Genomic DNA, 20,467 nt, shown 5'->3' on the forward strand with positions numbered 1-20,467 from the left:
CGGCGTCAGCCCGGGACGCGGGCGACGGCGAAGACCGACTGGCCGAACGGGGGGCGTACCCGCTGCTCGGCCGCCTTGGTGGCGGGGAGGACCAGGGTGTCGTAGACCTTCACCATCGGGCCCTCCTTCGGCATCAGCCGGAAGACCTTGGTGGCCATGAAGTAGCCGATCAGGCCGAGGGCGTTGGCGTAGTGGATGGTCTCCACCGTCAGCCCCGCCTCGGTCATCGCCGCGGCGAGGGTCTTCCTGGTGTAGCGGCGCACGTGGCCGGTGGCGATGTCGGCCGGGCTCATCGCGAACTGGAACGCCGGCACGATGATGATCACCTTGCCGCCGGGGCGGACCAGGTCGCGCATGCTGCGCAGCGCGCCGACGTGGTCCTCGATGTGCTCCAGCACGTTGTACGACACGGCCGCGCTGTGGTCGCCGCGCCCGGGGTGCGGCAGCAGCATCTGCTGCACCTCGATGGTGGGCTCGTCGGCGAGGCGCTCCTTGAGCTGGACCAGCCGGTCCGGGTCGGCCTCGGTGGCGGTGAAGCGGGGCACGTGGCGCGCCCACTCCAGCGCGTAGTCGCCGAGGCCGCTGCCGATCTCGATGGGGTTGTCACCGAGGTGGGGCACGGCCAGCTCGACGAACCATCTGCGATGGTTGACCGCCGTCGCCAGGCCCTCCAGCACCTCCGACTGGACGCGCTGATCCCCAGTGATTTCTGCCATGCGTCGATTCCTCACGGTATGACTCGATCCGCGCCTGGACCGACTGAGTGAATCATCCGCATGTTGCGCGGAGGAAACGGGGCACCGTGTTGGCCGAAATGCGGTCGGGAGCTGGGCGCGTGATGAACGGTCGGCGAACCCGGCACATGGTACGGCAGTACCCCGAAACATGTCACGTCGCCGGCATAGGCCAACTACGCTCTGAATTGTCATGACTACTCCCGAATCGGACCCCGGGGTCGCGCGATCCGGCGTCGGGGACGCCGAGGTCGGCGACGACCCCGGCGCACCTCGGCGGGAGGGGCGGTGGTGGGACGTCGCGGCCGTGCTCAGCTTCGTGCTGGGGGCGTTCTGGGTGACCGCGCGCCTGTGGTGGCGGCCCGGCGACGGGCTTCGGGACAACCGGTCGGACCAGTCGCAGTTCGAGTGGATGATGGCGCACGGCGCGCGGGTCGTGACCGAATTCGCCTATCCCTTCGGTTCGGACCGGATGAACGTGCCCGACGGCGTCAATCTGATGGCCAATACCTCCGTATTGTCCATTTCAATACCCCTGACACCGATAACCGTCATCTTCGGGCCGCAATGGTCGTTCCTGCTCTTCCTCACTCTCGGAATGGCCGCCACCGGTGTGAGCTGGTACTTCTTCCTCTCCCGGGTGGTGACCCGGTCCCGGGGGCCGGCCTGGGTCGGGGCCGCGTTCTGCGCCTTCGCCCCGGCGATGGTCTCGCACGCCAACGCCCACCCGAACATCGTGTCCCAGTTCGTGGTGCCCCTGATCGCCTGGCGGACCCTGCGCCTCGCCGAGCCCGGACGCTGGCTGCGCAACGGCCTCCTGCTCGGCCTGCTGATCGTCTGGCAGGCGTTCCTGAACCTCGAGATCCTGCTGATGACCGCGATCGCGCTGGGCGTGGTGGTCGTCGCGCTCGCCGTCGGCCGGCCCGAGCTGCGGCGTGGGTGGCGGCCGTTCCTCGCCGGCCTGGGGGTGGCCGCCGCGCTCTCCGCCGTGCTGCTGGCGTACCCGCTCTACGTCCAGCTCTTCGGTCCCGGCTCGTACCACGGCTTGTCCCGGCTGATCCGCGGCTACCGCACCGACCTCGCCGCGTTCGTCGCCTGGTCCCGGGAGTCGCTGGCCGGTGACGCCCGCTCCGCCGCCCCGTTGGCGCGCAACGCCACCGAGGAGAACGCCTTCTTCGGCTGGCCCCTGGTCGTTCTCGTCGTCGCCCTGGTCTGGTGGCTGCGGCGCAGCGCGCCGGTGCTCGGCCTGGCCGTCCTCGCCCTGCTCTTCGCCGTGCTCTCGCTGGGGCGGGAGGTCCAGCTCAACGGCCGCGACACCGGTGTGCCGGCCCCCTGGGCGGCGCTGGAGAACCTGCCGCTGCTGCACTCGGTGGTCCCCACCCGCTGGTCCCTGGCGATCACCCCGATCATCGGGGTGCTGCTCACGCTCGGCCTGGAGCGGGCCCGCCTGCTGGCCCGTGAGCATCCGGCCGCCCGACGGCAGATCCGCTTCGGCACGGTCACCGTCCTGCTGATGGCCCTGCTGCCGCTGCTGCCGACCCCGCTGCCCACCACCCGCCTCGACCCGACCCCCGCCTTCGTCACCTCCGGCGCCTGGCGTCCGTACGTGGCGGGTGGGCGCAGCGTGGTCACCCTGCCGCTGCCCGACAACACGTACGCCGATCCGCTGCGCTGGTCGTCGCGGACCGGGCTGGAGATGCCGCTGGCCCGTGGCTACTTCCTCTACCCGGACACCCGGCCCTGGGCGGCCGAGCCGGACGTCGCCCTCTTCACCGCCCCGTACCGGCGGACCAGCAACTTCTTCGGGCACGTCGCGAAGACCGGCGAGATCCCGCCGATCACCGGGCGGGACCGGGCCGCCGCCGTGACGGACCTGCGGTACTGGCGGGCCGGAGTGGTCGTCCTGGGCCGGCAGGAGCACGCCGAGGAGTTGCGGACGGCGATGACCGCGCTGACCGGGATCACTCCGACCTACACCGGTGGGGTGTGGGTGTGGGACGTCCGGCCGCTCACCGGATGACGCGCCGGCGCGGGTCAGGCGGGACGGACGCAGCAGCCCTGGCAGACCTTGGGGCTGGGCAGGGTGAAGGCCAGGCAGCAGGTGCGCCGCTGGACCGTCGGCTCGCCGCCCGGGCCGGGCACCAGCTCGACCAGGTCGGCCAGGTCCAGCGCGTCCAGCAGGGTCTCGACGGTCCGCGTCGAGGAGCCCGGCAGCGCGTCCGCCGCGCGCAGGATGCCGTGCGCGATGCCGGAGGCGACCGAGCCGAGCAGCGTACGGGTGCCGACCCGGACCTCCGCCTGGATCGCGGCGATCACCGGGGCGAGATGCGCGTCGAGCAGCGAGGCGCGCAGCACCCGGAGCAGTTCGGCCTCGTCGGTGACGACCCGGACCTCCGGGAGCCCGGAGAGCGCCAGCGGGTCGTTCGGCAGCACCGCCACCCGGGTGGAGCCGCGTAGGCCCATGGTGAGCAGTTGCCGGTGGTCCTCGAAGTGGATCAGCACGTCGGCCGGGTCGAGCAGCGGCACGCGGCGGGCCGAGGCCCAGCCCAGCACCACCGGCAGGGCGACCCAGTAGCTGTAGGACTTCCAGGCCAGCGCGGCGCAGGCGTGCGGGGTGCCACCCCAGCGGCGGGTCGCGGCGCGCAGGAACTCGGGCAGGCGGGTGCCGTCGACCAGCGTGGTCGCCGGGCTCCAGCCGGCCTCGTCGACGACCGTCAGGCCCGGTGCGAGACCGGGCAGGTCGTCGGTGCCGAACATGGCCCGCAGGGTGGCGGTCACCGGGGCGAGCGGCGGGGCGAGGCTCCCCCTCGGCATCACCGCTGTCACCTGCTGGTCCCCCTGTCCGACGAGCCGTCCGTGAACTAAGGCTAGCCTAACCACACTTGCCGCGATCGGGGAAGGCTCACCGAAGCCGGATGGAGAGGCCCGGGTCACTCCGCCGACGTCGCTGGCGGCGGACCGGCCCGGGCTCCGCGTACTACCCGCTGGGTAGGTGCGGAAACTCGGCCCGATGTCAAGCCAAATGTCGGTAAAACGCCAGTTGAGGTGCGGCGTGAGCGATCGAACGTGAAGACTTGTCATCCCGGCCGTGAGGAAGCTGATGACGACCTCCCCCCTGGAGCGGGCCGCCGAGTCCTTCGCCGCCGAGCTGGCCCGGCACCGGACGGGGCGGGGACTCTCCAAGAAGCAGCTCGCCACCATGATGGGCTTCGACCCGTCGTACGTGAGCCACGTCGAGGGGCGACGGCACCGACCCACCGAGGACTTCGCCCGCCGCGCCGAGGCCGTCCTCGACGCCAGCGGCGCGATCTGGCAGCGCTTCCGGGAGTACGACCAACTCCGCCAGGCCAGGGCCGCCCCAGTCCACCGGGAACTGCCGCCCCCCGGGCAGTGGCTCCCCCCGGGCACCGGCCTGGTCGTCGAACGCGAGACCGCCACCCTCACCCACACCGACGACGGCTACCGCTGCCTGGTCCGCCGGCAACTGCACAACGTCGGCGCCGAACCGGTCACCCGGCACCTGGTCCGGGTGGCCGTCGACCGGTGGCCCGACGACCCCGGGCGCTCCAACCGCCACCACCGGGAGCATCCGCTCACCTTCGCCGAGCTGCGACTGCGGGCGTACCGGGACGACGGCGGCAGCCGCGAGCCGATGCACTGGCGGGCCAAGCACGACCGGGACGCGTACAAGGAGATCTGGCTGCTCTTCGAGAACGCCGACGGCCCGTTCCCGCTGCACCCCGGCGAGCGCGCCGAGATCGAGTACGCGTACCACGTCGGGCGGGAGAAGTGGGGTCCCTGGTTCCAGCGGGCCGTCCGCCTGCCCACCCGCCACCTCGCGGTGCGACTGGACCTGCCGGCGGCGCTCGACCCTCGCGTCTGGGGCGTGGAGACCTCGCTCTCCGCCGACGAGGGCCCGCTGCGCACCCCCGTACGCCGGCACGACCGCGGCGACCGGGCGATCTTCGACTGGTCCGTCGACGACCCGCCGCTCAACTCGCGCTACCGGCTCCAGTGGCGGTTCCGCGGCGAACCCGCCGACGCCGAGCGGGCGCTGGCCGCCGCCCGGGCCGGCGACCGGTTGCGCGCCCTCGGCGTGCTGCCCCGCGACGCGGACCTGCTGCGCCGCCCCGCCCGCCCCTTCGACCTGCCCCGGGAGGCCGCCGCCGCCCGGGACGTGGTGGACCGGCTCACCGCCCTGCTGACCCGGGTCGACGAGCTGCACCCGTTCAGCGCCGGGATGGGGCTGGCCGCCCCGCAGGTCGGCGTCGACGCCGCCGCTGCCGTGGTGCGCCCCGCCGACCGGGCCGCCGCGCCGGTGGTGCTGCTCAACCCCCGGGTGGTCGACGTCAGCCCGGACACCGACGAGCAGTACGAGGGCTGCCTCTCCTTCGCCGACCACCGGGGGCTGGTCGCCCGGCCGCTGCGGGTCGACGTGGAACACGCCCGCTGGGACGGCAGCCGAATCATCACCTCGTTCGCGTACGGGATGGCCCGGCTGGTCGCGCACGAGGTCGACCACCTGGAAGGGCGGCTCTACACCGACCGGATGGCCCCGGGCGTGCCGCTGGTCGAAGTCGAGGAGTACCGCGGGACCGGCCCCTGACGGCGTCCAGCGGGGGCACGTGCGGGACGCCGTCAGGGGCCGGTGTGGGGACCGGGTCGCGTGCCCCAGGGGGCGGGGGCACGCGACCCGGTTTTTTCGGGGGGAGGAAAGTCGCTACAGGTTGCCGAAGGTGTCGTACCGGATGTGCGGTGGCGGGACGTCGTCCCCGGCGAGCGCCCGCAGGGTCGCCCGGACCATCGGCGCCGAACCGGAGACGTAGCAGTCGTGCGCCGTCCACGGGCCGTACCGGGTCACCACGTCGGAGATGTCGCCCTGCTCGCCGTCGAAGTCCGGGTCGTCGCTGCACGCCGGGGTCACCGACAGCCACGGGTACGCGGCGACCAACTCCTCCAGGCCGGCCAGACCGTACAGTTCGTCGGTGTTGCGCGCGCCGTAGAAGACGTGCACCCAGCGGGTCCGGTTCCACGCGGTCAGGTCCTCCACCAGCGCCTTGACCGGGGCCAGCCCCACCCCACCCGCGACACAGAGGATGTCCCGGGTCGAGTCGCGGTCCAGCGTCATCGAGCCCATCGGCGCGGCCACCCGGATCAGGTCGCCGGGCTTCGTCCGGCGCACCAGCGCCCCCGACACCCAACCCGCGCCGACCGGCGTACGGACGTGGAACTCCAGCACGTTGTCGTCGTTCGGGGCGTTCGCCACCGAGTACGTCCGCCACACCCGGGGCAGGTGCCGGGGCACCTCGACACTGACGTACTGCCCCGCCTTCCAGGACAGCGGGTGCTGCAGGGCGCGGACGGTCAGCACCGCCGTGTCCGGCCCGTGCCGCTCGTGGGTGAGCACCTCGGCGTGCCAGTACGGCGGGTTCTCGTCGGCCGCCGCGCCGGCCAGCATCTTCTCCGTGATCGCCGCGTACGCGTCCCGCCAGGCCTGGTCGTACTCCAGGTTCCAGCCGTCGCCGGCGGTGCTGCGCAGCGCGTCCAGCAGGGCGACGCCCATCGTCTCGTAGTGCGCCGCGTCCACGTGGTACTTCCGGTGGTCACGGCCCAGTGAGCGCAGGTACTCCTCGAAGCTCTCCGGGTCGTCCACCACCTGCGTGGCGGTGACGATGGCGTCCAGGATCCGGTCGCCCTGGCCGGTCATCTCCACCGGGAAGAGCTTGCGCAACTCGGGGTCGAGGAGGAACAGCCGGGCGTAGAAGTGACCGCTCAGCCGCTCCCGGTCCTCCTCGACCAGGGTCCAGCTCTCCTTCAGCAGTCGTGCGAAGTCGTGCACGGGCGCTCCTCCTCCGGACGGCGGATCGGGCCCGCATAGAATGTCCACGGAGCGTGCACACCGGTCGCACAGACTGTGCGACCACTCCCGCCGGCCCCAGCGGTCGGGCAGAGTGGTGCGGTGACCGTCGACCAGCTCGCCCGCCCCACCTCCCGACGGGTCCTCGGCACCGAGACCGTGCTGGTCCTCGGCCTCTCCCTGGGCAAGTCGGCCGTCTACGCGATGGTCTCCCTCGCCGCCGCGCTGGCCGCCGGACCACTCTCCGCCCAGACCGCCGCGCTGAACACCTCCAAGGAGCCCCGGCCCTGGCTCGACCTGACGTACCAGCTGCTCGGGATCTTCTTCGCGCTGCTGCCGGTGCTGCTCGCCGTACACCTGCTGGCGCGGGACCCCGGCGACCCGGCGCGGACCCTCGGCGTGGACCTGCGGCGGCCCGGCTCCGACCTGGCCCGGGGCGCCGGCCTGGCGGCGCTGATCGGCCTGCCCGGCCTGGCGCTGTTCTGGGTGGCCGCGCAGCTCGGCGTCAACGCCAAGCTGGTCCCCGCCGGCCTGCCCGACCTGTGGTGGGCGGTGCCGGTGCTGCTCCTGGCCGCCGCGCAGAACGCGGTGCTGGAGGAGGTGATCGTCGTCGGGTACCTGGTCACCCGGCTGCGCCAGCTCCACTGGCGGCTCGGCGCGATCATCGCGACGAGCGCCCTGCTGCGCGGCTCCTACCACCTCTACCAGGGCTTCGGCGCCTTCGTCGGCAACGCGGTGATGGGCGTCGTGTTCAGCCTCTTCTACCTGCGCACGAAGCGGGTGATGCCGCTGATCGTGGCGCACACCCTGCTCGACGTCGTCGCCTTCGTCGGCTACACGCTGGCGCCGAAGGCGTGGCTCAGCTGGCTCTGACCGGCCGGTAGGCGGCCACCGCCCGGGCCGCCAGCCGTTCGGCGGCGGCCGCGTCACCCGCGGCCGCGGCCAGCACCGCCGCTCCCGGCACCAACCGGGACGCCAGCCGCAGCGCCGCCCAGCCGCCGGCCTGCGCCGCCAGCGGGGCCGCCAACCGCCACGCCGCCTCCGCCGCGCGCGGCCACGGCCGGTCCCCGGGCCCGTCCGCCGCCCACGCCGCCTCCAGCGCGGCACGCGCGCTGTCGGCGTCCGGGTGCACCTGGGTCAGCACCAGCAGTTCCACCGCCCGCTCGGCGTCCTGCGGATCCCGGCCGTACGCCGCCGCCAGGTGCAGCACCAGCGAGGCCTGGCTCCACAGCACCGTCGCCAGCTCCGCCACCGGCGCGAACAGGCCGGCCAGGGCCGAGGTCGCCCCGCCGATTCCGGCCACCCGCACGAACCGCCGGGTGGCCAGCCGGGCCAGCCCGTCCGGACCCGCATCCGGGTACGCCTCGCGCAGCCCGTGCGCCCACTCCCGGGCGCGCGGTCCGATGCCCTCGACGGCCGCCAGGGCGAGCAGTTCGGGGGCGAAGCCCGGGTGCTGCCGCAGCCGGCTCCGGATCCCCGCCAGGTCCAGTCCCGGGGTACGCCCTGACACCTGCTGCCCCTCCCGCGCGGAGGCGACCGGAGTCGGCTCTGCGGCGGGCGTGGGTGCCAGTGCCGCCTGCTGCGGCGTCGGGGTGTCGGTGAGGGCCGTTGCGGCGGGTGTCGGCGTGGTGGGCGCCCCTGTTGCCTGCTGCGGTGCCGGGGTGGTGTCGGTGCGGGGCGCTGCCGGTGTGGGTGCGGGTTTCGCTTGGTGAGGTGCAGGGCTGATGTCGGTCGGCGACGCGGTGGCCGCTGGCGGTGTAGTGACCCGCGGCGGTGCCGGTGTGGCCTCGTGCCGTGCGGGGTTGGCGTCGGTCGGGGTCGCTGCGGTCGGTGTCGGCTGCGGGGTTGGCGGCGTGGCCTTGCCCGGGGTCGCCTTCCGGGAGGTGGCCCTCTTCCCGGTGGTGGCCCGGGTGGCGGTCGCCTGCCTGGCGGCCGGGGCGGCCTTCTTGACGGGTGCGCTCTTTTTTCGCACCGGTGTCGTCGACTTCGCCGGAGCGGACTCCCGTTTCGCCGGTGTCGTGACTCCCCCACCCGTCCCGGCCCCGGGCTCGTCCGCGGTGGTGGCCGTCCCGGGCTCACCGGCCGTCGTCGACGTGGCGGCGTTTGGAGCCGTGACGCCGGTCGTGCCCGGTTGCGCCGTCGCAACATTGTCAGCGGGACGTGTGGCCGTCCCGTCCGGCTGGGCCGTCGGTGCCTCGTCCGGCTGAGCGGTCGCTGATCCGGCCGAGTCGGGTGCCCGCGTGGCCGGGGTGGTGGCGGGCGTGCCGGTCACGCCGGAACTCACCGGTCCGGTCGGCTCGACCCCACCGGGGACGGTTGCGGGGGGCGTGTGTCCGGGATCACCGGGCAGGTCCGCCGGCGTCGCCTTGGCCGTCCTGCCGGCCCGCGTCCTGCCGGAGGTCGTCGCGCTGACCTGGGCCGATCCGCCCGCCGGGGTGGTCGACTTCCGGGACGCAGGGGCGCGGCGGGGCTTCGGTGTGCCCGCTGCCGCCTCGGCCGTGGTGGTCTCCGGTCCGGTGGTCTCCGGCGCGGTGGTCGTCCGCTCCTCGGTGGCGGCACCCGGCGTCGGGTCGGCCGGGCCGTCGGTGGTGGCCCGACCGGTCCGGCCGGCGTGTCGTGGCGGCGGCGCCTGGTCGGCGGCCGGTGGTCGGAACAGCACGGCGGGCGCGGCCTTCCCCGGCCGGGCCTTCTCCGAGGCCGTCCCGGACGCCGGCTGCTCCTCGGCGGGAGGCGCCTTCGCCGAGCTCGGAGGCGGTGTGAAGGCGGCCTTCGGCGGTCGGCGGCGGGCTCCCCCGGCGGGCTCGCCACGGGGCGGATCGCTCGGCGTCTGCTCCTGCATGTCGATGGAGCGTAGTCGCGAACGTGACATCGCACACGGGGGAATCGCGGCCCCGGCGATAGTCGCTTTGCCCCCGGTGGGTGCGGCCCTGTATCCTCGGGCCCGGTGGTCTGCAGAGGCCACCTGGGAGACTTCGCCTAGTCTGGTCTATGGCGCCGCACTGCTAATGCGGTTGGGGTCTTAAAGCCCCTCCCGGGTTCGAATCCCGGAGTCTCCGCGCGAAACCGGTTGTGTAGACTGGTCGAGCACAAGCGCCCGTAGCTCAACGGATAGAGCATCTGACTACGGATCAGAAGGTTAGGGGTTCGAGTCCCTTCGGGCGCACAGCAGGTGAGGGGCCGTTTCGGGAAACCGGGACGGCCCCTTTTCCGTGCGGTACAGCAGCAAAGAACAGCAGCGGTCATGCCGATTTCCGTGCCGTTCATCCGGTAGCCCAGGCGCTTCAACGCCTCACGGGTCTCGGCAGTCCTCGCCCAGACCGCTCCGGGCTCGCGCTGTCGGCAGGGCGTGGTCGAGCGAGGCTCCTAGCGGGCTGCGGAGTAGGCGGCGTGAATGGTTGGCGCTGTCATCTTCCGGCTTCGTCTCGCTGCGGACCTGCGCCACCGACACGAACGGCAACAGCGTGCAGCAGACGGTCGTCCGGGCCTACCGATTGGGGTCGTGACCTGCGCGTGCGGGGGCCGGCGCAACACCGGCCCCCGCACGCCGTGGCACGGGCGCGGTAGGTCGTAACGCGACATGCGGAGAGGCCGCGGCGCGCCCTCCTGGGCGGCCGGGCCGACGACGACCGCGAACCCACCCGGTCGGGACCGGCCTGCACCAGCGACTCCCGGCTCGGCCGGGCGGGGCTCGGCTCGTGCGCGGGTGGCAGCCGGGGGGATGGGGACACTACGGACCTGATGGCGCTGGCGGATCACGCCGGGCGATCCATCCATGCCATCAGGTCGGTAGTGCCCGCAGACTCACCCCGCTCCCTCGGGCGGCCCACCCGGACTCACGGCCGGACGACCGTTACGGCCAGCCCTCGCCCGTCCGCGTCCGGCCTCCGGCGTCGAGCGGCAGTACGACGTGTTCGCCCGGTCGACGGTCACCGACGGCGAACGGGGGCGGCACCGGTCGGCGCCACCCCCGTCACCGGTGCTGTCAGCGGGCCGTACAGGTGAGGCTCGGTGTGGAGTTGGTGCCGTTCCAGGAGCCGTTGAATCCGAAGGAGGCGGTGCCGTTGGCGCTCAGGGCACCGTTGTAGCCGACGTTGACGGCGGTGACCGACGATCCGCTCGAGGTTATCGACGCGTTCCAGGAGTTGGTGATGCTCTGGCCGTTGGGCCAGGTCCACTTCACTGTCCACCCGGAGATGGCCGAGCTACCGGCCTTCACCGTCACCTCGGCGCCGAAGCCACCGGACCACTCGTTCGTCTTGCGGTAAGTGGCGGTGCAGCCGTCGCCGGTGGGCGGCGGCGTGGTGGGCGGCGGCGTGGTCGGCGGCGGGGTGGTGGGCGGCGGCGTGGTCGGCGGCGGGGTGGTCGGGGGCGGGGTGCCGCCGCCACCGAAGATCACGTCACTGCACAGGTAGTACGGCTGGTCGAGGTGCGACGCCTGCCAGATCGTGTAGACGACGTGCCGCCCGGTGCGGTTGCCCGCGTTCACCTGGGCCTCGTAGAGCCCGGTGGTCGGGTAACTGCCGGTACGGAGCACCAGTTCCAGGCTGCCCCAGGTGAGGGGCTGGGTGGTCGGGTCGAAGCCCTGCTTGGTGATGTAGATCAGCATGTAGTCGGCACCGTGCTTGGCACCGTCGGTCAGCGTCAGCTTGAAGTTGTTCGGCATCGGCTTCGCGGTCCACGCGCCGACCGCGTCGAGCGAGGCGTACAGGCCGCCCTGGGTGCGGCCGCCGCTGCACAGTTGGCCGTCCGGGACGGCGGCCTGGTGGTTGCCGCCGACGTTCTCGCGGAACAGGCCGTTCCAGTTCCACATGGTGTTCGGGTTGGCCTGCCAGGCCTGCCAGCACATCGGGTCGGTCTGGGCCATCGTGGGGTTGAGGTGGTCGGAACCCCAGCGCTCCCAGCATCCGTAGTTACGGGTGGGCGGGTTGGTGACCGATCCGTGTGCCGAGGCCGGGCCGGGCTGGCCGACGACGACCATCGTGAACGCGGCAGCGAGCACGGCGGCCGCGCCGAGTCCCAGACGGCGGGCTGTTGATGAGAGTTTCATGATGCTCCAGTTGATCCGCCGACGCCGAGTCTCCCGCGGGTGCCCAACCCGGAGAGTGTGCGCCGATCGATGAGAACGATCTCGAGAGGCAGGCGGCATGGCTGTGCTGCCTGCGACGGCTGGCGGCTCCCAACCGGAATGGTACTAGATATATCCATCAGCGTGAATCCCGGTGGCGCCCTGCGCGGCGGGCCCGCTGGAGCGGCCGGCGACGGCCCGCATTCACCGGGGCAGCGGGACGGCCGCCCGCTCGACGGCGGCGAACGGGCTGACGGCGAGCCAGCCCGGCAGGGCGCGGCAGGCCACCGGATCACCAACCAGGCGCAGCAGTTCGTCGCGCAGGGCCGCCGACCAGCTCATGTCGCCCATCCAGATGCGGGTGAGGGTCGGCACCTCCGTCTCCAACCACACGCTGATCGGGAAGCCCGGGTCGGTGTCGCACACGTCGGCTCCGCCGGACCGGGACAGGACCAGCCACCACCGTTGCTGGCCGACCGGCGCGTCGCGGAAGTGCACCTGCACGGTGGTCGCCTTCTCCGGCATCCGGGCGGGCCGGGAGTCGCGCTTGATGTCGATCATCAGCAGCGTGGGGTCGAACTCGTCCGGGCGCAGCTCGTGCATCCACCGAGCGCCCCACGCGCCCATCTGCTCCAGTAGGGGCCGCAACTCCGCCCCGGCCGGCGTGAGTCGGTAACGCGGCTCGCCGTCCACCACGTGCCGCTGGACGAGGCCGGCCCGCTGCAACTCGCGCAGGCGCGTCGCGAGCAGCGACGGCGACATCCGTGGGACACCCCGGGCGATGGCGCTGAACCGGTCCTCACCCCAGAGCAACTCCCGGACGACCAGCAACGTCCAGCGCTCGGCGAGGATCTCGGCGGCCCTGGCCACCGGACAGTACTGGCCGTACCGCTTCACCGCTCACGCTCCCCGCGATCGACCGGGCCCCGTCGCTACAGAAAACGTAGCGGGTCGCGGGGGTCGCGTCACTCATCGTCATGAGGGATGCGGAACCGTGCGCGAGGAGGAGTGACATGCCTGGAAAAGCGGTCGTCAGCCTGACCACCGGCCTGGAGGACGCCGAGCGGGTCACCGTGGCGTTCCTGGTGGCGGTCGGTGCTGCCGAACAGGGCCGGCCGACGTTGATGTTCCTGACCAAGGAGGCGGTCCGGCTCGCGCTGCGCGGCGTCGCGACCGCCGTTGCCTGCGCCGGCTGCCCGCCGCTGCCCGACCTGGTCCGGCGGTACCAGGACGCGGGCGGGAGGTTCCTGGTCTGCTCGGTCTGCTTCAACGCCAAGGGCCTCGACGACGCCGAGCTGATCAAGTCGGCGGAGATCGGTGGGACGGTCCAGATGTGGGAGTGGATCGGCGACGGGGCGACGACCTTCAGTTACTGAGCGCATGCGGCCGGTGGCACGTCGGCCGGCCCACCTGCACGGGCCGGCCGACGTGGCCGAGGGGATCAGTTCACCGAGGCGGTGGCGAGTTCCCGGTCGATCAGCACGGTCATGTAGATGACCTCCCAGAGCGCCTGCGGCGCCTCGGTCGTGTCCTGGGTGGTGACCGTCCTGGTGTAGCCGCTGCTCGGTGACTCCGGCGAATCCGCCGGTGCTGGCCGCGCGGTCACATCCGTTCCACCGTCCGGATGCCGAGCAGGTGCAACCCCTGACGCAGCGTCCGGGCGGTCAGGTCGGCCAGCAGCAGCCGGCTCTCCCGCAGCTCGTCCGGGGCCCGCAGCACCTGGCAGCGTTCGTAGAACCCGCTGAAGGCGGTGGCCAGCCGGTGCAGGTAGCCGGCGAGATGGTGGAACTCCAAATTCCGCTCCACCTCGGCGACCACCCCGGCGAAGCCGAGCAGCTCGACCGCCAGCGCCCGCTCCGCGGGCTCGGCCAGCACCACCGGCGCGTCCGGCCGCGCGGCCGTGCCGGCCCGCCGGAACACCGACCGGATCCGCGAGTACGCGTACTGCAGGTAGGGCGCGGTGTTGCCGTCCAGGGAGAGCATCCGCTCCCAGTTCAGCACGTAGTCCTTGCCCCGATCGGTGGCCAGGTCGGCGTACTTGATCGCGCCGATGCCGACGGCCCGGCCGATCTCGGCGGCCGCCTCGGCGTCCAGCTCCGGGTCCTTGGCGAGGGCCAGTTCGGTGGCGCGCGCGACCGCCTCCTCCAGGAGTCCGACCAGCTTCACCGACTCCCCGGCCCGGCTGCGCAGCATCCGCCCGTCCGCGCCGAGGATCGACCCGAACCCGAGGTGCTCGGCCCGGGCGGGTGGGCGCAGCCATCCGGCCGCCCCGGCGACCGCGAAGACCATCGCGAAGTGCTGCCGCTGCGGCAGCCCGACGACGTAGAGCAGCCGGGTCGCGCCGAGGTCGCCGGTACGGTGGCGCAGCGCCGCCAGGTCGGTGGCCGGGTAGCCGAAACCGCCGTCGCCCTTGCGCACGATCAGCGGCAGTGGCTCGCCGTCGCGGCCGACGAAACCGGGCGGGAAGACGCACTCCGCGCCGTCGCTGGCCCGCAGCAACCCCAGCGCGTCCAGGTCCTCGACGACACCGGCGAGCCGGTCGTTGTACGCGCTCTCGCCCCGGAAGTCGTCCCCGGTCAGCGTCACGTCGAGCAGTTCGTACACGGTCAGGAAGTACCGCTCGGACTGCTCCACCAACAGCCGCCACAGCCGCCGCGTCCGCTCGTCGCCGCCCTGCAACGCCACGACCCGACGCCGCGACCGCTCCCGGAACGCCTCGTCGGCGTCGAACTTGCCCCGGGCCGCCCTGTAGAAAGAGTCCAGGTCACCCATCGACAGTTCGTCGGCGGCCTCGGCCTCACCGAGGTCGACCAGGTGCTCGATCAGCATCCCGAACGGGGTCCCCCAGTCGCCCAGGTGGTTGACCCGCACCACCCGGTGCCCGAGCCAGTCCAGCAGCCGTACCGCCGCGTCGCCGATGACCGTGGAGCGCAGGTGCCCCACGTGCATCTCCTTGGCCACGTTCGGCGCCGAGTAGTCGACCACCACCGTCTCCGGCGTACCGGTCTCCGGCACGCCGAGCCGGTCGTCGCCGGCCAGCGCGGCCACCATCCGGGCCAGCGCCCCGTCGGCCACGGTCAGGTTGACGAAGCCCGGGCCGGAGACCTCCGCCGAGGCGCACACGTCGTCCAGCACCGCGTGTTGCAGCACGTCGGCGGCGATGTCGCGCGGCGGGCGGCCGAGCCGCCGGGCCAGCGCCAGCGCCGCGTCGGACTGGAAGTCCGCGCGCGGCGAGCGCCGCACCAGGGGGTCGACCGGGCCGCCGGCCACGGTCGCGAACGCCGGCGCCAGCCGGTCGGAGAGCAGCCTTTCAAGATCCATGGGTACGCCGATCTCGCTCGGACCCGCGCCGTCACGCGGGTCTGATGAAGGGGGATAGCGCGGGCGGACCGAGGGACGATCGGTGCTGACCGGCGGCTCGATCCGCCGGTCGCAGGGAACAGGTCAGCGCGGGCGGGCGACGGATCGCCGGCGTCGCTCCGCACCGACCTGGACGTCGTACGACGTGCCGGTGCCCTGAGCGGTCGCGCTGGTCATGAGGGCAGCGTAGCGGGGCCGGCCGGGCGGGGGCACCCCGTATCCGGCCGGCCCGGTGGTCGTACCCGATCGTCAGGCCGACGTGGCGGCGGCCTTGCGGGCTCGCTCGGCCCGACGCCGAACCTGCTGGTACGCCGCGGTCAGGCCCATCGCCCGGCGGACCTCGACCAGGGTGGCGCGGACCCGCTCGCGGGTCCGCTCGGTGCCCTCGACGATGAGCCGGTCGACCAGGCCGGGGTCGGCCTCGATCCTCCCCCGGCGTTCCCGGATCGGGTCGAGGAACCGGTTGAGCGCGCCGACCAGCGCCTCCTTGACCTCGACGTCGCCGACCCGGCCGCCCCGGTAGCGCGCCTTGAACTCCTCGACCTGCGCCCGGTCCGGGTTGAACACGTCGTGGAAGGCGAAGACCGGGTTCCCTTCGACGGTCCCCGGCACGTCGGCGCGGACCCGGACCGGGTCGGTGTACATCGCCATCACCTTGCGGCGCACGGTCGCCGCGTCGTCGCTGAGCGCGATGGCGTTGCCCCGGCTCTTGCTCATCTTCCCCTGCCCGTCGGTGCCGACGAGCACGGGCGCGGCCGACGCGATCGTCCCGGGCACCGGGAAGACCTCGCCGTAGAGGTGGTTGAAGCGGCGGGCGATCTCCCGGGTCACCTCGACGTGCGCGGCGTTGTCCTTCCCGACCGGCACCACCTGCGCCTTGACGCAGAGGATGTCGGCGGCCTGGAGGACGGGATAGCCGAGCAGCCCGTACGGGATCTCCTCCCGGCCGGCGTCGCGGGCCATCTCCCGCACCGACGGCACCCGCTCCAGGCGGGGCACGGTGACCAGGTTCTGCAGGAGGGTGTTCAGGTCGCCGACCTCGGGGATCGCCGACTGGAGGTAGAACGTCGCGCGCTGCGGGTCGACGCCGCAGGCCAGGATGTCGGTGACCATCTCGCGGGCATTGCCGGCGACCTTCGCGATGTCCTCCCGGGTGTTCCGGGTGGTGAGCATGTGCAGGTCGGCGATGATGAAGTAGCTGTCGTAGCGCTGGTGCAGCGCGACCCGGTTGGCGATGCTGCCGACGTAGTGGCCCAGGTGCAGCCGCCCGGTCGGGCGGTCCCCGGTGAGCATCCGTGCAACGGACATGGTGGTACGCCTCTCGTGCCGTGGGAACGTGGAAGGACGCGCGGGCGCGCGCGATCGACACCCGGGGCGTCGCCCAGGGGTCGTGGGGGGTCAGCTCGTCAGAGCGGGAACCGCCATCGCGCGCCGGCGCGGAACCGCGACCCGTTGGCACGGAGCACGTCGAGGATCCGCTCCCGGCCGTCGCCGGGGCTGGTCGGTGTCAGGGGCGGCACGTGACCGCCCGGGAGACCGTCAACGGCCTCCGGGACGGTGATGACCGGCCGGACCATGCCCCCACGGTAGCCGTGCTGCCCGGCCCGTGGGGGCCTCCGGCGCGTCGACGATTCTGTCCTCGAGTACAAAGCACCGGAAAGGGGGGAGACAGATGCACGGCACCTACCTGCGGGGCAACTGCACGATCTGGGGTGGCCTGATGGCCGCCCCGGACGGGACGGTGCACCACCACGACCGCGCGAACCCGGCGATCGGCGGCATCGGCACCTGCTTCTGACGCCGCCCGGTCCCCGTCCCAGGTGAGGTACCCCCGGCCGCTGGCATACTCGCTGACCATGGTGCTGACCCGCGGCTGGTCCCTCTTCCTCGTCGGTGTCGGCGGGTGGACCTGGGTGATCTGGCCGAGGTTCGCGGTCGCGATCTGGAACGACCCGCGCGCCTGGTCCGCCGGCACCGTCGGCGACGGCGCGCCGACGAGCTTCCTCTGGGTGCACGCCCTGCTCATCGCCGCGTCGCTCGCCATCGGCACCACCGTCGGCCTGCTCGGGGTACGGGGCTGGCGCGCCGCCCGCCGGCGCGGCGACGCCGCAGGCGTCTGACGGCGTTCCCCGGGCACGTCTCGGCTCTGCACCCACCCACGCGCCGGTCCTCCCACGGCAGCGGTGTGTCGCGGGCGGGGCCGCCGGTCAGCGGGTCGGCAGGGGCGACGGCTCCGGTACCCAGGCGGCCCGTTCGTCGTGGGTGAACCGTGCGAACTCGATCGGCGGGCGTCCGAGCAGGTCCTGCACGTCGGTGGTGAGTCCGTCGGCCAGCCCGAGGCGGCAGGTGGTGTAGAGCGCCAGGGTCACCAGCGCCATCGCCGCCGGCATGCCCTGCGACCGCGCCCGTCGCCAGTACCGCACCGGCCCCGCCGGCACGTAGCGGATCGGCCGGCCGAGCTCCGCGGTGAGGATCTCCGCCACCTCGGCGTAGGTGAGCGCCCTGGACCCCGTCGGGGTGTACGCCCGTCCGGCGTGCCCGTCCTCGGCGAGCGCCAGGGCGGCGATCGCGGCGACGTCCCGTACGTCGACGAAGGCGGTGCGTCCACGGCCGGCCGGGAGCAGGATCTCGTCGCGGCCGCGAATGTCGGCGGCGTGCGTGGTGGAGAGGTTCTGCATGAAGAACGCGGCCCGCACGAAGGTCCACTCCAGGTCGGAGGCGCGGAGCCAGCTCTCCAGGGCGTGATGCGGGACGATCGGGTTCCGCTCCGCGCCCTGCAACGACAGCAGCACCATCCGTCGTACGCCGAGCTGCCTGGCCCGCTCCAACGCAGGGAGCATGTCCCGCTTGACGGCGCCGATCTGCGGAGGCCGCATGAGGAACATCCGGTCCACGCCGGCGAAGGTGTCGTCCCATGTCGCCGGATCGGTGAAGGAGAAGCGGACCGCCTCGTCCCACGGGCCGTCGGCGGCGGGGTCGGGCACGCCCGCACGTACCCGGATGCCACCGTCGTGCAGGAGTCGGGCGACGTGCCGGCCGGCACGGCCGGTGGCGCCACTCACCAGGACTGTCATGGGGTCAGCGTCCTCCCGCCGGACGGGACCCGGTCAGGGCGACCGGACCCGCGTCACCGGGTCAGTCGGCCCCTCTTGACGGCCGCTCTTCTACGTCCACCCGCTTGAGCAGGCAAGATAGGCCGGCGGAAATGGTGTGACGCGGCCCGCTACCCCCGGATTTGACGATCAAACCCGCAGACGCGTAACTTTCTCTCTGCCAGCGCGGAACGGGGCAAACGGGACGAGAGCCCGGAACGTCGAACCGGGGCTGGCAACCGGGTCAGACAGGGCGTAGCCCCTGACCGACGCGGTCCGGGTGGTGCTCGACCGAAACGCCGAGGGGCGGATTTGGACGAGCGAAACCGACCGGGTAAGGTTGTCGACCGGCAGGGCACCGGGCGAGCGTGCGGGACACCGCAGCGGCCGGCCTGCCAAATCCGATGATCAAGCGCAGCGGTACGCTGCTGCGCGTGCTCAGCGGCGCCAACCCGTACGAAGCGTGACAGACCGGGACACACCGGTTGACACGGGGAAGACGGTGAGGTAAAGTAGTAAAAGTGCCCGGCGCGAGAGCGTTGGACGCGGTTGGACGATGTGCCCCGGGTCGGGGGTCCTGCGGTTGTGGGGTTTCCGGGCGGTGTGTGGTTGTTCTTTGAGAACTCAACAGGGTGCTTGATAAGCCAGTGCCAATTATGATTTATACCCCGGACTGGCGATTCTCTTTCGGGAGGGTTGTTGGTTGGGATTCCTTTGGCAACACTTTTGTTGTCAGGACAGTTTTTCGACAAGTTTTTGTTGGAGAGTTTGATCCTGGCTCAGGACGAACGCTGGCGGCGTGCTTAACACATGCAAGTCGAGCGGAAAGGCCCTTCGGGGTACTCGAGCGGCGAACGGGTGAGTAACACGTGAGCAACCTGCCCTAGGCTTTGGGATAACCCCGGGAAACCGGGGCTAATACCGAATATGACCTCCGATCGCATGGTTGGTGGTGGAAAGTTTTTCGGCCTGGGATGGGCTCGCGGCCTATCAGCTTGTTGGTGGGGTGATGGCCTACCAAGGCGACGACGGGTAGCCGGCCTGAGAGGGCGACCGGCCACACTGGGACTGAGACACGGCCCAGACTCCTACGGGAGGCAGCAGTGGGGAATATTGCACAATGGGCGGAAGCCTGATGCAGCGACGCCGCGTGAGGGATGACGGCCTTCGGGTTGTAAACCTCTTTCAGCAGGGACGAAGCGTAAGTGACGGTACCTGCAGAAGAAGCGCCGGCCAACTACGTGCCAGCAGCCGCGGTAAGACGTAGGGCGCGAGCGTTGTCCGGATTTATTGGGCGTAAAGAGCTCGTAGGCGGCTTGTCGCGTCGACTGTGAAAACCCGCAGCTCAACTGCGGGCCTGCAGTCGATACGGGCAGGCTAGAGTTCGGTAGGGGAGACTGGAATTCCTGGTGTAGCGGTGAAATGCGCAGATATCAGGAGGAACACCGGTGGCGAAGGCGGGTCTCTGGGCCGATACTGACGCTGAGGAGCGAAAGCGTGGGGAGCGAACAGGATTAGATACCCTGGTAGTCCACGCTGTAAACGTTGGGCGCTAGGTGTGGGGGGCCTCTCCGGTTCCCTGTGCCGCAGCTAACGCATTAAGCGCCCCGCCTGGGGAGTACGGCCGCAAGGCTAAAACTCAAAGGAATTGACGGGGGCCCGCACAAGCGGCGGAGCATGCGGATTAATTCGATGCAACGCGAAGAACCTTACCTGGGTTTGACATGGCCGCAAAACTCGCAGAGATGTGAGGTCCTTCGGGGGCGGTCACAGGTGGTGCATGGCTGTCGTCAGCTCGTGTCGTGAGATGTTGGGTTAAGTCCCGCAACGAGCGCAACCCTCGTTCGATGTTGCCAGCGCGTTATGGCGGGGACTCATCGAAGACTGCCGGGGTCAACTCGGAGGAAGGTGGGGATGACGTCAAGTCATCATGCCCCTTATGTCCAGGGCTTCACGCATGCTACAATGGCCGGTACAATGGGCTGCGATACCGTGAGGTGGAGCGAATCCCAAAAAGCCGGTCTCAGTTCGGATCGGGGTCTGCAACTCGACCCCGTGAAGTCGGAGTCGCTAGTAATCGCAGATCAGCAACGCTGCGGTGAATACGTTCCCGGGCCTTGTACACACCGCCCGTCACGTCACGAAAGTCGGCAACACCCGAAGCCGGTGGCCCAACCCCTTGTGGGAGGGAGCCGTCGAAGGTGGGGCTGGCGATTGGGACGAAGTCGTAACAAGGTAGCCGTACCGGAAGGTGCGGCTGGATCACCTCCTTTCTAAGGAGCACCATCCGTCGAAAGACGGCATGGAGCCCACGGCCCGCGAATGTCGGGTCGGGGTGCTCAGATGGCGGAGACACTGG

18 protein-coding genes, 2 tRNA genes and 1 rRNA gene are annotated in these 20,467 nt (G+C 71.7%); 10 read left to right on the forward strand and 11 right to left on the reverse strand.

Annotated features, from left to right (window positions below; genetic code table 11):
- Positions 1-5: 5 nt before the first annotated feature.
- Entirely contained in the window at positions 6-716 is a 711-nt protein-coding gene (locus ACPFP2_RS27690; protein ID WP_363911098.1) for a class I SAM-dependent methyltransferase, read from the reverse strand.
- Positions 717-927: 211 nt separating this feature from the next.
- Between ACPFP2_RS27690 and ACPFP2_RS27695 the strand changes: the two genes are divergently transcribed.
- A complete protein-coding gene (locus ACPFP2_RS27695) occupies positions 928-2,754 on the forward strand; it encodes a hypothetical protein (protein ID WP_424092861.1) in 1,827 nt (608 codons plus the stop codon).
- A gap of 14 nt (positions 2,755-2,768) precedes the next feature.
- On the opposite strand, the gene ACPFP2_RS27700 is transcribed toward ACPFP2_RS27695, so the two are convergent.
- A complete protein-coding gene (locus tag ACPFP2_RS27700; RefSeq protein ID WP_424092863.1) occupies positions 2,769-3,548 on the reverse strand; it encodes an IucA/IucC family C-terminal-domain containing protein in 780 nt (259 codons plus the stop codon).
- A gap of 286 nt (positions 3,549-3,834) precedes the next feature.
- On the opposite strand from ACPFP2_RS27700, the gene ACPFP2_RS27705 reads away from it, so the two are divergent.
- Positions 3,835-5,340, forward strand: coding sequence for a peptide deformylase (locus tag ACPFP2_RS27705; protein WP_424092865.1), 1,506 nt, complete (start codon positions 3,835-3,837; stop codon positions 5,338-5,340).
- Between the two features lie 114 nt (positions 5,341-5,454).
- On the opposite strand, the gene ACPFP2_RS27710 is transcribed toward ACPFP2_RS27705, so the two are convergent.
- Positions 5,455-6,573 carry a globin domain-containing protein gene (locus tag ACPFP2_RS27710; RefSeq protein ID WP_424092867.1) on the reverse strand — a complete coding sequence of 373 codons (1,119 nt, stop codon included), beginning with the start codon at positions 6,571-6,573 and terminating at the stop codon, positions 5,455-5,457.
- Between the two features lie 120 nt (positions 6,574-6,693).
- Between ACPFP2_RS27710 and ACPFP2_RS27715 the strand changes: the two genes are divergently transcribed.
- The gene (locus ACPFP2_RS27715; RefSeq protein ID WP_424092869.1) at positions 6,694-7,464 is read left to right on the forward strand and encodes a CPBP family intramembrane glutamic endopeptidase; all 771 of its coding nucleotides are present in this window, start codon (positions 6,694-6,696) and stop codon (positions 7,462-7,464) included.
- Here the strand turns inward: ACPFP2_RS27715 and ACPFP2_RS27720 are convergent.
- Positions 7,451-8,101, reverse strand: coding sequence for a hypothetical protein (locus ACPFP2_RS27720; protein WP_424092871.1), 651 nt, complete (start codon positions 8,099-8,101; stop codon positions 7,451-7,453). The genes ACPFP2_RS27715 and ACPFP2_RS27720 overlap by 14 nt on opposite strands.
- 214 nt (positions 8,102-8,315) lie before the next feature.
- Here ACPFP2_RS27720 and ACPFP2_RS27725 point away from each other — a divergent pair, with 214 nt between their 5' ends.
- The 3 genes from ACPFP2_RS27725 (at position 8,316) to ACPFP2_RS27735 (ending at position 9,754) form a co-directional block, all read left to right on the forward strand.
- Positions 8,316-8,798, forward strand: a complete 483-nt coding sequence (locus ACPFP2_RS27725; protein WP_424092873.1) for a hypothetical protein — start codon at positions 8,316-8,318, stop codon at positions 8,796-8,798.
- Between the two features lie 758 nt (positions 8,799-9,556).
- A tRNA-Ser gene (locus ACPFP2_RS27730) sits at positions 9,557-9,647 on the forward strand.
- 34 nt (positions 9,648-9,681) lie between these two features.
- Positions 9,682-9,754: transfer RNA gene (locus ACPFP2_RS27735), tRNA-Arg, on the forward strand.
- 819 nt (positions 9,755-10,573) lie between these two features.
- Here ACPFP2_RS27735 and ACPFP2_RS27740 read toward each other — a convergent pair.
- Positions 10,574-11,638, reverse strand: coding sequence for a lytic polysaccharide monooxygenase auxiliary activity family 9 protein (locus tag ACPFP2_RS27740; protein ID WP_424092875.1), 1,065 nt, complete (start codon positions 11,636-11,638; stop codon positions 10,574-10,576).
- Between the two features lie 222 nt (positions 11,639-11,860).
- Positions 11,861-12,553, reverse strand: a complete 693-nt coding sequence (locus ACPFP2_RS27745; RefSeq protein WP_424092877.1) for a winged helix-turn-helix transcriptional regulator — start codon at positions 12,551-12,553, stop codon at positions 11,861-11,863.
- Between the two features lie 116 nt (positions 12,554-12,669).
- Between ACPFP2_RS27745 and ACPFP2_RS27750 the strand changes: the two genes are divergently transcribed.
- Positions 12,670-13,032 (forward strand): DsrE family protein, encoded by a 363-nt coding sequence (locus tag ACPFP2_RS27750; protein WP_424092879.1) that lies wholly within the window; start codon positions 12,670-12,672, stop codon positions 13,030-13,032.
- Between the two features lie 65 nt (positions 13,033-13,097).
- On the opposite strand, the gene ACPFP2_RS27755 is transcribed toward ACPFP2_RS27750, so the two are convergent.
- From ACPFP2_RS27755 to ACPFP2_RS27770, 4 genes are all read right to left on the reverse strand, one after another.
- Positions 13,098-13,262, reverse strand: a complete 165-nt coding sequence (locus tag ACPFP2_RS27755; RefSeq protein WP_424092881.1) for a hypothetical protein — start codon at positions 13,260-13,262, stop codon at positions 13,098-13,100.
- Positions 13,259-14,977, reverse strand: a complete 1,719-nt coding sequence (gene argS / locus ACPFP2_RS27760; protein ID WP_424092883.1) for an arginine--tRNA ligase — start codon at positions 14,975-14,977, stop codon at positions 13,259-13,261. Before argS ends, ACPFP2_RS27755 begins: the two co-directional genes overlap by 4 nt.
- Before the next feature lie 288 nt (positions 14,978-15,265).
- Positions 15,266-16,324 carry a tryptophan--tRNA ligase gene (gene trpS / locus ACPFP2_RS27765; RefSeq protein WP_424092885.1) on the reverse strand — a complete coding sequence of 353 codons (1,059 nt, stop codon included), beginning with the start codon at positions 16,322-16,324 and terminating at the stop codon, positions 15,266-15,268.
- Positions 16,325-16,422: 98 nt separating this feature from the next.
- Complete coding sequence (locus ACPFP2_RS27770; RefSeq protein WP_424092886.1) at positions 16,423-16,593, reverse strand: hypothetical protein; 171 nt, start codon at positions 16,591-16,593, stop codon at positions 16,423-16,425.
- Between the two features lie 95 nt (positions 16,594-16,688).
- Between ACPFP2_RS27770 and ACPFP2_RS27775 the strand changes: the two genes are divergently transcribed.
- Together ACPFP2_RS27775 and ACPFP2_RS27780 are read left to right on the forward strand one after the other, a co-directional pair.
- Positions 16,689-16,814: a hypothetical protein gene (locus ACPFP2_RS27775; RefSeq protein WP_424092887.1), complete on the forward strand. Its 126-nt coding sequence runs from the start codon at positions 16,689-16,691 to the stop codon at positions 16,812-16,814.
- 58 nt (positions 16,815-16,872) lie between these two features.
- The gene (locus ACPFP2_RS27780) at positions 16,873-17,136 is read left to right on the forward strand and encodes an SCO4848 family membrane protein (RefSeq protein ID WP_424092889.1); all 264 of its coding nucleotides are present in this window, start codon (positions 16,873-16,875) and stop codon (positions 17,134-17,136) included.
- Between the two features lie 87 nt (positions 17,137-17,223).
- Here the strand turns inward: ACPFP2_RS27780 and ACPFP2_RS27785 are convergent, their stop codons facing one another.
- Entirely contained in the window at positions 17,224-18,090 is an 867-nt protein-coding gene (locus ACPFP2_RS27785) for an NmrA family NAD(P)-binding protein (RefSeq protein ID WP_424092891.1), read from the reverse strand.
- Between the two features lie 774 nt (positions 18,091-18,864).
- On the opposite strand from ACPFP2_RS27785, the gene ACPFP2_RS27790 reads away from it, so the two are divergent.
- A 16S ribosomal RNA gene (locus tag ACPFP2_RS27790) occupies positions 18,865-20,381 on the forward strand.
- Positions 20,382-20,467 lie beyond the last annotated feature (86 nt).

The organism is Micromonospora citrea, from assembly GCF_049629545.1.
Lineage (GTDB): Bacteria > Actinomycetota > Actinomycetes > Mycobacteriales > Micromonosporaceae > Micromonospora > Micromonospora citrea_A.